The sequence below is a fragment of the Sphingobacterium sp. Ag1 genome, from assembly GCF_000988325.1.
Classification (GTDB): Bacteria; Bacteroidota; Bacteroidia; order Sphingobacteriales; family Sphingobacteriaceae; genus Sphingobacterium.
Window position 1 is genome coordinate 172,078 of the sequence record NZ_LBGU01000044.1, and the last position, 14,270, is coordinate 186,347.

The 14,270-nt window shown below is 40.8% G+C and carries 6 protein-coding genes; 2 read left to right on the top strand and 4 right to left on the bottom strand.

Going from position 1 to position 14,270, the window contains the following annotated elements; translation table 11 throughout:
- Positions 1–95: 95 nt before the first annotated feature.
- The 4 genes from AAW12_RS21570 to AAW12_RS21585 all read right to left on the bottom strand — a co-directional run bounded on the left by AAW12_RS21570 (position 96) and on the right by AAW12_RS21585 (position 9,213).
- Complete coding sequence (locus AAW12_RS21570) at positions 96–1,481, bottom strand: glucoamylase family protein (protein WP_046675749.1); 1,386 nt, start codon at positions 1,479–1,481, stop codon at positions 96–98.
- 76 nt (positions 1,482–1,557) lie between these two features.
- Positions 1,558–2,988, bottom strand: coding sequence for a RagB/SusD family nutrient uptake outer membrane protein (locus AAW12_RS21575; protein WP_046675750.1), 1,431 nt, complete (start codon positions 2,986–2,988; stop codon positions 1,558–1,560).
- 20 nt (positions 2,989–3,008) lie between these two features.
- Entirely contained in the window at positions 3,009–6,110 is a 3,102-nt protein-coding gene (locus tag AAW12_RS21580) for a SusC/RagA family TonB-linked outer membrane protein (protein ID WP_046675751.1), read from the bottom strand.
- 265 nt (positions 6,111–6,375) lie between these two features.
- The gene (locus tag AAW12_RS21585; RefSeq protein ID WP_046675752.1) at positions 6,376–9,213 is read right to left on the bottom strand and encodes a triple tyrosine motif-containing protein; all 2,838 of its coding nucleotides are present in this window, start codon (positions 9,211–9,213) and stop codon (positions 6,376–6,378) included.
- Positions 9,214–9,578: 365 nt separating this feature from the next.
- Here AAW12_RS21585 and AAW12_RS21590 point away from each other — a divergent pair, with 365 nt between their 5' ends.
- Together AAW12_RS21590 and AAW12_RS21595 are read left to right on the top strand one after the other, a co-directional pair.
- Complete coding sequence (locus AAW12_RS21590) at positions 9,579–12,668, top strand: SusC/RagA family TonB-linked outer membrane protein (RefSeq protein WP_053003921.1); 3,090 nt, start codon at positions 9,579–9,581, stop codon at positions 12,666–12,668.
- 26 nt (positions 12,669–12,694) lie between these two features.
- Entirely contained in the window at positions 12,695–14,263 is a 1,569-nt protein-coding gene (locus AAW12_RS21595) for a RagB/SusD family nutrient uptake outer membrane protein (RefSeq protein ID WP_046675753.1), read from the top strand.
- Positions 14,264–14,270 lie beyond the last annotated feature (7 nt).

The window sequence follows — 14,270 nt, forward strand, 5'->3', positions numbered from 1 at the left end:
GATGATCCCTGAGTTTTCTTGATCGGATGTCCTGTTATTTTCGTGGAAGGAACCATTTTCAACGTGTGACGGATTGAAAATGATTCCATAGACCACTATTTTAAATAAGGACTGGTGAAACCGAGTTTTTTTAGTCCTTGTTGAATTTCTGGGGCCTGCATAAATAGGTCCCAGATTTTTCCGGTTCTGTAGTTTTCGATCATGACAATAATAGGCCCCTGATCGATGGCTAAGTAACGTTGTGGATACCAATTTGCCGTTTCACTGTAGGCATCATAGTAGCCATATTTACCCCAGATTTTATTGCCTAGTTGATTGTTTAAATATTGTGCAAATTGTATGCTTTCATTTGGGGTGTAGGGCATAGACGATAAAGCCGCTGTAGGTGAGATAACACCTGGATCGTTATCGGGGTGGTGTGCATCGTAGCCGTTGATGGAATAGCTGGCCGTCCAGCCCCAGCCTTTCGTTGAACCGTAACCTGTATAGCCTTTCGGGTTCAGATCGGCGTATGCCAAATTTATCTTGGCGTGGTTGCTTGTTGCTTCCCAATAATCTGCATATTGGTCTTTTAATCCTTTGGGGCTCAATCCTAAATAGGAGTAATGTTCCCAGAATAACGGGCCCACTTCACCTTCTTTGGCATTGTGCTTCAGCACGAGAGGAATGTCATATTTTGTAGCGGTGGTTTTAATTGCACCAGATCTTGCCCAACCCTCGTGATATACCTGGGGTGCAATCGGATAAGTAGGCGAGGAGGCTGCTAAAATATAGGTAATAAGACACTCGTCGTATCCTCTGACGGGATGATTTTGCTGGAAGTTAAATTTTGGACTCCAATGCCAATAAATAACATTTTGTCCATTTGTATAGTGATTCCAATTGATTTCTTTCCATAGTTTGTCTGCTTTTTGAGCGACCAATTGAGCGGATTCACCTTTATCTTTTAAATACTCCCGGATAGCGATTAATCCCTGAGCTAAGAAAGCCGTTTCGACAATGTCGCCACCATTATCTTTTTCACTGAAGGGTTTCGCTGTGCCCAGATCGCCATCATACCAGTGTGCCCAGGCTCCCTTAAACCGCTCGATTTTGCCTAGATAATCCATAATGTGGTTCAATTTTTGGATACCCTGTTCTTTGCTGATAAATCCACGCTCCATGGCGACAATCATACCCATGAGTCCGAAGCCGCTGCCACCTATGGTCACAACATTACGGTCATTTTGCGGGTAGACACCATCCATATGGATGCGTTCCTTGGCGAGACCAGAGGTAGGTTCGGCACCTTCCCAAAAATATTGAAAGGTATGTTGTTGAATAGTGGTCAGTAACGAATCTTCATTGATCTTGCTTCCTCTGGTCGAATCAATTTTTGAGGGACTGTCTGGACTGCTATTAACAGTGTTTTGGCACGAACTGCTGAGAATAAGCGCCAAAGCTATACCGCTAAGTGCTGAATATGCTATTCGTTTTCTCATGGATATGTTGTTTAATTCTTGAAAAAATGTTCAAACGGCGCAAGGCCGCTTGAACGGAGTTATTTTGTAAAAAGGATTACCAACCGGTATTTTGAGGCATTTCCGGTGTCTGGATACGTTGATTCTCTGGAATCGGGAAGAGCATCATTTTATCCTGGAAATTTTTTCCATTGGCTGCCATAGCTGTTTTTGCCTGTTTTGTACGCACCAAATCAAACCAACGGTCGTGTTCAAATGCCAATTCAAGACGTCTTTCTTTCCATATCAATTGACGGAGCTGCGCTTGGTCGGTTGTTGTTACGTTGGCTAATTTTACGCGTGTCCGTACCGCATTCAATGCATTTAGTGCTTCGCTGCTATTGCCAACTTCATTTGCTGCTTCGGCTAGGATAAGATAAATTTCACCCAGACGGAGGTAACGTACGTTTTTATCACCGTCAGCGGCACCTCCATTTGCTGAGGAATATGCTTTTTCATTATACATTGGGTTTTCTACACCATTGTCAATCAGACGGCCATCGTACAGGGTTTCGCCCCTGAAAATAATTGTTGCATCGCGACGGATATTGTCTTTTTCGGCATTGAAGGCATCCAATAAGTTTTGGCTTGGGATATTAAAACCCCAACCTAAGTTGACCGCTCCACCACGGGGTGCCTGTACTTGACTATATTGTTGGATACCGTGTGCGATAGAGGTACCCCTTGCTTGAAATTCAAATAATGATTCGGGACCATTTTCCCCAGCTAATCGCCAAATTGTTGCGTAATCCGGTTCGAGACTGTATCCTCCGGATGTGATGACAGTTTTCGCCATGTCGGCAGCTTGTTGCCATTTGCTTTGATACAAATAGACTTTTGACAATAACCCTTGTGCGGCACCTTTGGTCGCTCTACCTAAATCTTTTGCAGCATAGGCAGATTTGAGTGGAAGATTGTTGATCGCAAATTGTAAATCCGCTTCAATATAGGCGTAAACTTCAGCTGCGGGCTCTCTTTTTATTAAATCACGTTCTTGGATAGGAACGTCGCCCCATCCGCGGACAAGATAGAAATAGTTCAATGCACGCAGAAAACGAGCTTCGGCAATCAATCTGTTTTTATAAGCTTCGTCTGTCAGTCCAAATTTTTCTGTGTATGCAATAGCTTGTGTAGCCCGTCCTATGGATTTATACCAACGTGTCCACATGGAAAGAAAGGAACCCGTTGTTGAAGTGTAAGTCAACTCGTCTAAACTTAGTTTGTCACCGCCGGCATCTGTAGCTGAACTACCTTTATCCGCATTATCGGAAAGCATGTCCGTGATACCAATGTAAGAGAAAGAATAATCCCAGTCAGTAAACATTCCATATACACCATTGACAAATTGCTCGGGTGTGTAGATTTCTTCACTATCTTCGGCTTCAACATATTCTTTAGAAGGTACATCTAAGAAGTTGTTGTCTTTACAGCCTTGCAATGCAATGCCCCCACTTAGAAGAATTGCTATATAAAGTTTGTTAATTTTCATTGTCTTCAAAACTAAGGTGATTAAAATTGCATGTTAAGTCCAAATAAGAAATTACGTGTCGTTGGATAAGCTGAAAGCTCAATACCAGAAGTTAAATTTGGACTACCGTCGCCTGCAAGTTCAGGAGAGAAACCACTATAATTCGTAAACATAAATGGATTCTGAGCAGTAACATATAATCTTAGTTTAGATCTCGAGCTATATAAGTTGTTGAAAGTATATCCTACGGTGATATTATTGATACGGAAATAAGCGCCCGATTCAAGGAAATAACTCGAAGCCCAATATGCTCTTTCTGCGCCAGGATGCTCATTGGTTGAACCTGCGCCAGTCCAGCGATTTTCAAAAGTTGATAACGCGATGTTCTCACCTGCATTTGAACGAACGCTATTTAAACCATTGTAAACCTTATTGCCTGCGACACCATATCCGGAAACATTAAAATCAATAGCTTTATAATTAACACCAACATTGATACCATATGTTGAAGTCGGTAAAAATGATCCAAAGAAAACCTTGTCGCGGGAATCGATGACACCATCTTCATTTTGATCCTTGTACTTCAGATAGCCAGGTTTTGCAGCGCCAAACGATGGGTAATTTTTTACATCTGCCGCATCTTGAAAGACACCATTTGCCTCAAACATCCACCAGCCATAGATCGGTTGTCCAACGCGAAGCTGTTTGGTAATCTCCCCATTATTTAAACTTCCTCCTGTAGCACGGTCATAAGCCGGAACCACTTCCGTTACTTTATTTTTATTGTATGAATAATTAACACCGAATGTATAACTGAACTCCGGACTTATGCTTTTGTTCCAATTTAAGGCCACTTCCACACCTTGGTTTAATACTTTAGCACCATGAGCATAGAAGTTTTTCTCGGATGGAGAGGTGTAAGTCGGTGTGACATCAAGAATAGTATTGGTATTCAGCTTATGATAGTAGTCAATGGATCCTGAAAGCTGATTGTTTAGAAACGCAAAGTCTACGCCAGCGCCTGTTTCTCTGGTTACTTCCCAGGTTAGATTTACGGCTGGAGTACCATATGCACTTCCGTAAACCATATTCTGTTCAGGACCAAAAACATAGTTATAATTTGAACTTTCTGGACTTGTTAAAATTGTGGAAACATTTAATGGGATATCTTGGTTACCTAATTTACCCCAGTTTCCGCGCACTTTCAATAAATTAATCCAGCTGGCATCTTTCATAAAGCTTTCGTTGGTTACCGTCCAACCTAATCCCACCGATGGGAATGTGCCCCAGTATTTTCCTGTATTACGGAAAACACTTGATCCATCTCTACGCAATGTTGCCGTTAAATAATATTTGCTATCGTAATTGTACTGCAAACGTCCAAAATACGAAGCTAAGGCCCTCGGAGTATAAGAGGTTTGTAGCGCAACAATACCATAATTGGTTGTTCCTTTTGCAAGATTAATATTCCAGTATTGCTCTTGTTCAGGTACATTATAACCCGTTTGGCTACTCATGCTGTTTATGTCGTATTTCTCACGCGACATCCCCACAACCGCCTCAATATGATGCTTGTCGAAATTCTTGTTAAATGTTAAGAAATTCTCGATAGACCAGCGGAATTGTTCCAGATTTTCATATTTCAAGCTGTTGTCTACATAATCAAGCGCTTTTGGATTGTTTTCCTTTAATTTGATGAAATCAGATTCATTCAATAAAGTATTAGCATTTAACCATTGATCTTTTACATTATTAAAAATCCGTTGTTTCGAATAAAATTTATTCCCGCCAATACGCGAATTGATTTTCAGATAATCTGTAATCTTAAATTCTCCCTCAAAACTTCCTTGTAAGCGTAGCGTATTTGTTCTTTCATTTTGGCGTAAAACCTCATACACTGGATTTCCAATAGAATTTAGATTTCCGATGGCTTGGCCTGGTGCTGCCTCAATGCCAGCGACACCTGTTGTTGTATTTACACGACCTAAACCGTAACGGCCATTATCAAACATAACGGGCGCAAGTGGCGACTGACGGTAAGCCGTGGTGAAAGCACTATAAGGCTTAGGTGTTGCATTTGTTAATGTAAGATTTAAATTTTGGCTGAACCTTAGGCGATTGTTTAAAAATTTATATACGTTGTTATTGCGTATGGTATTTCTTACAAATTTGGAGCCATCAAGAATACCATTTTCGGTATAATTGTTTGCTGATACGAAGTAATCAACTTTCTCAGTTCCACCAGAAATATTAACAGCATTATTAAATACAGAACCTGTACGTAATAATTCGTCATACCAATCTGTATTATATTTTTGATTCTCTGCTAAGCGGTAAGATCCATTGGTCGAGGTGAGGTATTCATTTGCAAATATTCTAAACTGATCAGCGTTGGCCATTTTCACGCGGTTCAGTACGTTTTTTATACCCGCAAAGCTTTCATAATTGATGTTTGTTGTTCCGGTTTTACCTTTCTTCGTCGTCACGATAATGACGCCATTAGCCGCCCGAAGACCGTAAATAGATGCGGAGGATGCATCTTTTAAAACATCCATAGATTCAATATCGGATGGGTTGATATTATTAATATCTGTTTGTGCAATTCCGTCGACAATATAGAGTGGATTCCGTCCGGATAATGCAGTTCCTAAGCCCCTGATAATGACATTGGGAGAGGAACCCGGTGCTTCATTTGCAATAATATTGATACCTGCAGCTTTACCTTGGATGGATTGCATCGCCGACATGGCAGGTTGCTTCGTGATATCGGATGATTTCAAGGAGCTGATCGATCCTGTCAGATCTGCTTTCTTTTGTGTACCATAACCGATAACCACAACCTCTTCCAATGCTTGATTTTGATTTTCTAAGAATACATTGAGTTGCGTTTGATTACCAATGTATACCGTTTGTGTGCGATAACCCAGAAAGTTAAAGACCAGTGAGTCGGTAGGAGAGGCATTGATTTGAAATTTCCCCGTTGCGTCGGTTTTTGTAGATACTGCTTTCCCTTTGATACTAATGGTGACGCCAGGCATGGATATCATGCTTGTGCCATCTTTGACCACTCCTTGTACCGAAGTTTGTCCATAGGCAACCGATACGACCATGGATGTCAAAAATAATGCGGATAGATTCCTCATATCGTTAATTTTTGGTGTTTGTTTAAAATACGTTGGTTATTTCCCTGAAGCAAATATGTTGATGTAGTACAACTTTGCCAAAATTTAACATATTCACATCACTACTACATGAAATTTTGGCTTGCTCAGGTTACCTTTTATTGTATTTTATATTTTTGATAATCAGTATTTTGTGTTGTTATTTTTACTGAAATAACACGAGGTTTAGTGTGTTTTATACACTAAAGCTCGTGTGTGGTAATGATGTAGTGGCTGTGATGAAAATTTAACGTTCCATCAGGAATTCAGAAAGGTTTTTGTCTGTTGGAATGCCCAACTTTTTGCGTAATCGATAGCGTCTAATCTCGACACCGCGTGTACTAATGTTGAGTAACGAGGCAATTTCCTTACTCGACATATTGAGCCTTAAATAGGCACATAGTTTCAGATCATTGGGGACGAGATCAGGAAACTCTTGTTTCAATTTCTTGAAAAAATTCTCATGTGATTCGTTAAAGCTTCTTTCAAAAATATGCCAGTCACGATCGTCGTTATGGGCATCATCAATAAGCTTGTTTATTTTTTTCAATTCATCCGAACTCAGCTTGTTGCCATCAGCATCTTTAAGCTGTTTGAGCTCGGCGTGTAAATTGTTCAACATCTCATTTTTGTAAACGATATTGAGTGCTGCATTGGCAAGTTCTTTATTTTTTAATTGAAGCTGATCTTCTAATTGCTGGTTTTTAAGTTTAATCCAGTCCTTTTCTTTTTGCTCTGTTTCGCGTTCCAAGGCAATCTTTTTCTCTTCTAGCCATTTTCGCCGTATTTGAAACTGACGCTTGCGCTCCCGTTGAAGATTAAACCTGTAAGCTAAATAGATGAGCGTTATCAGGACGAGTGTATAAAATAACTTCGCCCACCAAGAAAGAAACCATGGATACCGAATGGTAAACGAAAATGTCTGGACTTCCGAAACTGACCCCATGTTGTCCTTCGCCCTGATTTTAATTTGAAACTCTCCATAAGGTAGATTTGTGAAATCTTGATAGGCAGTTTCACTCCATTCGGACCAATTGTCTGAGTAACCTTCGAGATAATATTGGTATTGAAGTGGCGAAGTCGAATAATATGGACTTGAAAAGCTAATTCTAAGATTATTGTCCGATGATGATAGTTTAAACGCTGAATCTGGGATAATAGCCTGGCCTGTTGTCAAGTTGACAAGTTGTGCTATTTGCGGAAGTGGCAACGTATATTTTTGTGATTTATCGGCATGACGATAGATCGCAAATCCATCATCTAAACCAATGAGATAGTATTGGTTTTCAATCGGGAGAATGTTTTCATAGTTATTCATCATTCGATCCTGTAAGGGACTGAGCAGATTGGAGTCAATATGCAATTCGCCCTTACTGTCAAAATCTACTTTAGCAATTTTAGTCTTCTGAATAAACCAGTAGCTGTTTGTATTGATCGGTATGACCTTATTTGAATTTTTATAGCTGCCTAACGCTGTGTTTAATTCATCGGCATAGCTGAATTTTTTCACAATATTGTCGAATTGGAGAAATCCGCTGTCTGTAGCAAATACTAGATTATTTTCTAAGGTATAAATCCCCGTAAATTGCCTCTTTGAAGCGATACTATCCTGTTTGGAGGAAAATAAAATCTTTGCCTGCTGGAAATTCGCATCAAGTCCGAGTAGTTGTATCTGTCCCCAATCGCCAATCCAAAAGGCATGGTTATCTTTTTGCGCCAAAAATCGAACCGGTTCTTTAACGCCTGTGAACTGCTGAACGAACGCTAGATGTATACCGTCAAAGGTAAATTTCGATAAGCCCGTATAGTTGCCTTGAAGGATGTTTTTGGTTCCAAAAATAGGCTTGAAAACCCATCCCCCGGTAATCTGCGAGATTTTTTCGAGCTTTCCGTTAACTAATTTGAAGGTTCCGTCATTATGCCCACAGATTAATTCATCACCAAATTGTGCTAATGTCCAAACCTGACCATTCGAATTTGGAATCTGAGAGAAATTTAATGAATTGTAATTGGTCAATCCCTTCCATTCACTTGAAAATAAGCCTTTATTAGTACCAAGATAGATTTTTCCCTGATAGATTATCGATGTATAAACGGTACCTATTTTTCCGACAAAATCAGTGTAGAATGATAATGGGGAATTGATTTCAATACGGTCAATACCATTATCCAGTCCCACCCAGATATTCTTCTGATTGTCCTTGACAATACTGAGTACAGTATTGTTTTGGAGACCATTGTTTTTATTGATATGTTGAATGACCTGCCCATTTTTATTGGTGATAATAACACCGTTTTGGATAGTGCCAAAAGCATATTGTCCATCGTAGAGGTATAAGCCATTGTTTATTTGTGACTGGCTTAAGAGCTGATTTGCCGGAGCAGCCCAGGGTAGGATTGTTCCATCGGCTTTCATCAGGTAGAGGCCGTTTCGCGAGGTGGCAATAAGTGATGTCGTTGCGTCGAAAGGTAAGATGGCAAGTACATTTTTGTCTTTCAAGACATCTTTTCCTTTTACAGGAATTAATTTATCCTGTTTAAATTCATGCAGGCCACTTGGCAGCTGTTCAAAAAATAATTTATTGTTGAGCTGATGTGGAAATAAAAAAGGCTCACCTTTAGCCGTTAATTGCCGTATACGATTGTTTTCCCAGATATAGGATTTCGAAAATGTATGAAAAAATACCCGTTGGTCTTCTACAATGATTTTCCAGATTTCTTCGTTTGGAAAGTAGGTTTTGTCCTGTACCAGCTTAGAGAGACTTTGATAAGTCAAGTTTCCAAAGGGTTTGGAAGTCCAATAGCCAAATTCACCTCTTCCACCGGTGTAAATCTTGCCATCTTTACCGATTGCGACACTTCTTACCGTGGAATGATTAGGAAGCGGAAAGATGCGCCAATATTGTCCGTCGAACTGCAATAGGCCTTCGGTATTGGCACTATAAATACGACCATCTTTGTCGACTGCCAAAGACCAGTTTTGATTTCCAGCCTTGTATTGGTCTTTTTTGTATTGTTTGACAAAAGGCGTACCTGTGGGTATGATTGTTTGACAGTAACCCTCGGGCAGTAAAAAAAATAACATGCTGCAAAACCAAAAGATATAGACGTTCCTATATTTTTTTGTTGTCATCGACTCCCTCACTTTAAATTGATTTGTGGGCAATATATCGATTTTATTGCAAAATTGATAATCTCTAGCGTTGTATGATGCTCTGGCAGATCGCTAGCTTATTTTGAAGATCAACCGATCGATTGTTGGAAGAAAAATTAGCAGCTGCCAAGGGGTTTATTTTTCTTTTTTTTTTAAAACCATTTAATTGCGTTGAAAATCAGGAATGAAGCCATTTATTCCACTAATTTGAACAAAAAATACTCCTTTTGCTGTGAACGATTTTTGATATTTGAGTTCATTTACTTCGTTAAATAACCAAATAAACCAAAACAACTATGATAACACCGATGACCAAAACGGTAGGTAAGGGGTTGCTTTTATTTTCGTTGATGAGCATGTCTGCACCGGCGGTGCTTGCCCAGTCGCAAATAAAGATATCCGGAAAAGTAAGCTCCTCAACAGGCGAGCCTCTTGCGGGGGTTACCGTACAAATAAAGGGGGTGAAAAACGGCACTGTAACCGATGGGGCCGGCAATTATCAGATTCTTGCGCGAGACATTGATGTCCTGGTATTTTCGCTGGTAGGCAAAGAGAAAACCGAAGTCCAGGTCGATAAGAAAGATCACATTAATCTTGTACTGCAGGAGTCCAGTAGCCTGATTGACGAAGTGGTTGTAGTAGGCTATGGTACCCAGAAAAAAAGTAATCTAACGGGTGCTGTTGCTGCTGTCGATGGAAAGGTGCTTAACAAACGTATCGCTACAAATCCAACGCAGTTACTGCAAGGTCGCATGCCCGGACTTCGTGTTACCCAAGGATCGGGAGAAGCGGGGAATGAAAATGTGAATCTCCAGGTAAGGGGATTGGGTTCCTACGGCGCCTCTTCTGCTCCACTGGTTATCGTAGATGGTATCCCTGGTAGTTTGGAAAATTTGAATCCCCAAGCAATCGAGAATATCACCGTATTGAAAGATGCCGCTTCAGCTGCTATCTATGGGGCAAGAGCAGCAAATGGAGTCATTCTTGTGACGACAAAACAGGGTAAAGCTGGAAAAACACAACTGAGCTACGATTATAATGTCGGAATTACCAAGGCCTCAGCTCTTCCAGACCTCGTATATAATTCCGTTGATTATATGACCTTGTATAATCAGGCAAATAAAAACTCGGGTGTCACAAATCCAAATGCTTCCTTTAGCCAGGAGATGATTGATGCCTACAAAAATGCAACAGATAAAAGATTATATCCCGATTTTAACTGGTTAGATGCTGTCTTTAGAACTGTCCCGGTGCAAACGCACAATTTAAGCTTAAGCGGTGGTGCCGGAGGAACAAATTACAACGTTATATTGGGTTACGTCAATCAGCCTGATATTATGATCGGGACTTCTTTTAAAAAGTATAATCTACAGCTTAATCTAGGCTCTAAAATAAATGATCGGATAAGTTTTGGTTCAAGTATTACCTTGAATTATGGGGATCGGAAATATCCTAGAAATGGTAGTGAAGATCAGTTTTTGTCTACCATTAGTCAATCACCACTTTATGGACCTGTATTACCAGATGGTAGTGGTCGTTATTCGTCTCGGGCATATCCTTTTCAATCCCCAAATAAAAACCCTGTTGCAGTTGCTGAAAATGCATTTACAAGACTGAACAATTATTTTATGCAAGGCAATATTTTTTTAAATGTGAAAATATTGGATGGACTGGATTGGAAGACGAGCGGTGGGTTGACGTATGGTTTTACAAAAAACTATACCAACAAACCTGTGATTAATCAATATATGTGGTTCGCCAAACCGGATGACCTACCCGCCAGACAACTTGATGTAGGTGGTCAGGGGCTAGAAGTAACAGACGACAACAATGTATATCCAGTCGGGTATACGCAATTGACTTACGATAAGTCTTTTGGAAATCATAACTTGAAAGTACTGGCAGGAACCCAGGCAGAATATAATAAAACACAAAAATTGTTCGGAAGTAGGTTGCAATTTCCCAACAATGACCTGCTTGAGCTCGATGGTGGCGGAGCTGGACAACAATCAAATAACGGTGTCACCAATGAGTGGTCATTGAGGTCTTATTATGGTCGATTAAACTATGACTACAAAGGCAAGTATCTACTCGAAGGGAATGCGCGTTATGACGCCTCTTCACGTTTTCCTGAAAATAGAAAATGGGCGTTTTTCCCTTCATTATCTGGAGGCTGGAAAGTCTCGGATGAAAACTTTTTTGGTCCAAAATTGAAAGAAGTTGTTAATGAACTAAAGTTAAGAGCCTCCATTGGAACATTGGGTAATCAAAATATTGGTAACTATCCGTATCAGATTGTTTACAATTCCTCTTTTGCTTATCCTTTTGATGAAACGCTCCAACAGGGAGCTCGTCAGGTCGCAATGGCCAATGACCGGATCAAATGGGAAAGTACCAAAGTCTTGGATTTCGGTGTAGATATCGGTTTATGGAATAACAAATTGACCGCTTCTTTTGATTGGTATAACAAAGTAACATCCGATATTTTATCCGCATCCACGGCTTTCCCTTCTTATATTGGGCTGACTGCACCGACCGTAAACTATGGTGAATTGCGTAACAGAGGTATAGAGCTCGGCCTTCAGTACCGTGATAAAATTGGAGCGGTATCGCTGACCCTCAATGGAAATATTCAGGCCAATCGCAACAAGGTGATGAAATATGGAGCCGAACGTATCTCGGGCAATACCATTATCCGGGAAGGTTTACCTTATGGTAGTTTTTACCTTTTGGAGAACACGGGCATATTCCGTTCGAAGGAGGAGGTAGCAGCTTCTCCAGTGCAACAGATTCCGGCGCAACCAGGTTATCTGAAATTTGCTGACGTTAATGGAGATAAAGTTGTGGACAATAATGATCGTATTGTCGTGCCAGGTGCGTATCCAGATTTCGATTACTCCTTTAATGCGACGGCTGTTTGGAAGAATTTTGATTTTACAGCCTTTTTCTTTGGTTCCCAGGGACAAAAAATATTTGTGAGTGAGTGGGGAATCGTGCCCTTTAGGCAAGGCGGAACGTTCACTCGCGACTGGATGAACGCTTGGACTCCAGAGAATCCGAATGCATCGCTTCCAATAGTGGGTGCTGAAAATACGCCTGCGGCAAATAACGTACGGACTGCATCGACTTTCTTTTTAAAAGATGGATCCTTCTTGCGTCTAAAAAATATTCAGGTAGGTTATGCTATTCCACAAAGCACCTTATCCAAAGCTGGTATTTCTGGCCTTCGCATTTATTTTGCGGCGGATAACCTGCTCACATTCTCCAAGTTCCCTGGTTTAGATCCCGAACGTGGCGTTTCGTCAAGCGGTGGTGCAACATCAGGGCGTTATGTGACTCATCCTCAGAATAAAGTATTCGCATTTGGAGCGAGCATCACATTCTAATCTAGGGGTAACTAAAAAAATTAAAGATGAAAAATAGCGTAAAAAAAACATATCTATACCTAAGCTTAGCAGCGCTAGCTTCACTGGGTAGCTGTACAAAAGATTTTTTAAATAAAAATCCAACGGATAAAATTTCGGAATCAACCTTCTGGAAAACGCAGACTGATGCTGATTTGGCACTATCGGGCTGTTATGAATTTCTGTGCCGAGGATACAATTCGACGTCTTCATCCAATGCACGTGGTGGTTGGGGTGGAGCAAGTATGTTTTGGGATGGGCTTTCAGACGATGCCTTTGTATCCAGTACCTCCAATAATTTCAATATTATTTCGCGGTCCGGAATCTCCTCGACAACTGGCGGCATGCAATCTGAGGGGTATGAGATTTCGTATCAGGCCATTGCAGCATGCAATAAATTGATTGCCAATATTGACCGTATTACAAGCATGAGCCAGCAGGACCGTGACCGCTATAAAGCAGAGGCTCGTTTTATCCGCGCCCATTACTACTTTTTGTTGACTAATCTGTACGGTGATGTGCCATTGACTTTAGAACCTCTGGGTATGGATGATGCGAGTATCCGGCTCGGTAGAACACCTAAAACCAACATTATCGAAGCGATTTTGGCAGATTTAGATTATGCGAGTGAAAAACTGCCAAATACAGGGTATAAAGGACATGCTGTGCGGGGATCTGCACTGGGGTACAAAACAAAGGTGTTGTTGACGGTGAAAAAATGGGCTGAGGCAGCTGCAACAGCGAAGATTGTTATGGATGAAAACAAGTTTTCGATCTATCAGGGTGGATACCGCGATCTGTTTAGAAAACCTGGACAAAATAATAATCCCGAAATCATGTTCTCCGCTCGATTTTTACCACCCAATATGTATAGCCCAGCAGATATGATGTATTCTTATCTGAAGACCATACAACCTTTAGGGTATCTAGTTGATTCTTATTATGCCATCGATGGAAAAGATATTAAAGAATCGACAGTTTATGATGCTAAAAACCCTTACGAAAATAGAGATCCACGGTTGAAGTCGACAATCATGTACCGCGGTGTATGGCGCGGTACCACAGCATCTTCTGCTTTTGATCCCGTTGCCGAAGGCGTTTTGGGTGGTTTTTTACCGAGAAAGTATATCAACGAATCGAAATGGCCAACAAGCTACGCGACACAAAGCGATCAGGATTGGGTATTCTTACGCTATGCCGATATTTTATTGATGTATGCAGAAGCGAAGAATGAAAGTGCAGGGCCTGATCAGACTGCTGTCGATGCATTGAATAAAGTACGATCTAGGGCTGATGTGAAAATGCCGCTCGTACAGTTTAGCGGTTCCTTGACAAAAAATGAATTCCGCGATATTATCCGTCATGAACGGCGGATTGAACTGGCTTTGGAAGGTCAACGTTATTTTGACTTGAAACGCTGGGGGATAATCAAAGAGGTGATGGATAAAACCAAGGATCCAGATGGCGCTTCACGGTTATTTATGGCAAGAGATACCTTATGGCCAGTCCCTCAATCTGAGGTAGATATGGCCAAAAGTTTAGGTAATGACAATTTTAAACAAACACCAGGTTTCTAAATGAAGA

What these genes read in the sequence shown, in the direction of transcription:
- AAW12_RS21575 (WP_046675750.1), bottom strand. Translation starts at nt 2,988, where the DNA reads ATGAAAATTAACAAACTTTATATAGCAATTCTTCTAAGTGGGGGCATT.
- AAW12_RS21585 (WP_046675752.1), bottom strand. Translation starts at nt 9,213, where the DNA reads ATGTTATTTTTTTTACTGCCCGAGGGTTACTGTCAAACAATCATACCC.
- AAW12_RS21590 (WP_053003921.1), top strand. Translation starts at nt 9,579, where the DNA reads ATGATAACACCGATGACCAAAACGGTAGGTAAGGGGTTGCTTTTATTT.
- AAW12_RS21595 (WP_046675753.1), top strand. Translation starts at nt 12,695, where the DNA reads ATGAAAAATAGCGTAAAAAAAACATATCTATACCTAAGCTTAGCAGCG.
- AAW12_RS21580 (WP_046675751.1), bottom strand. Translation starts at nt 6,110, where the DNA reads ATGAGGAATCTATCCGCATTATTTTTGACATCCATGGTCGTATCGGTT.
- AAW12_RS21570 (WP_046675749.1), bottom strand. Translation starts at nt 1,481, where the DNA reads ATGAGAAAACGAATAGCATATTCAGCACTTAGCGGTATAGCTTTGGCG.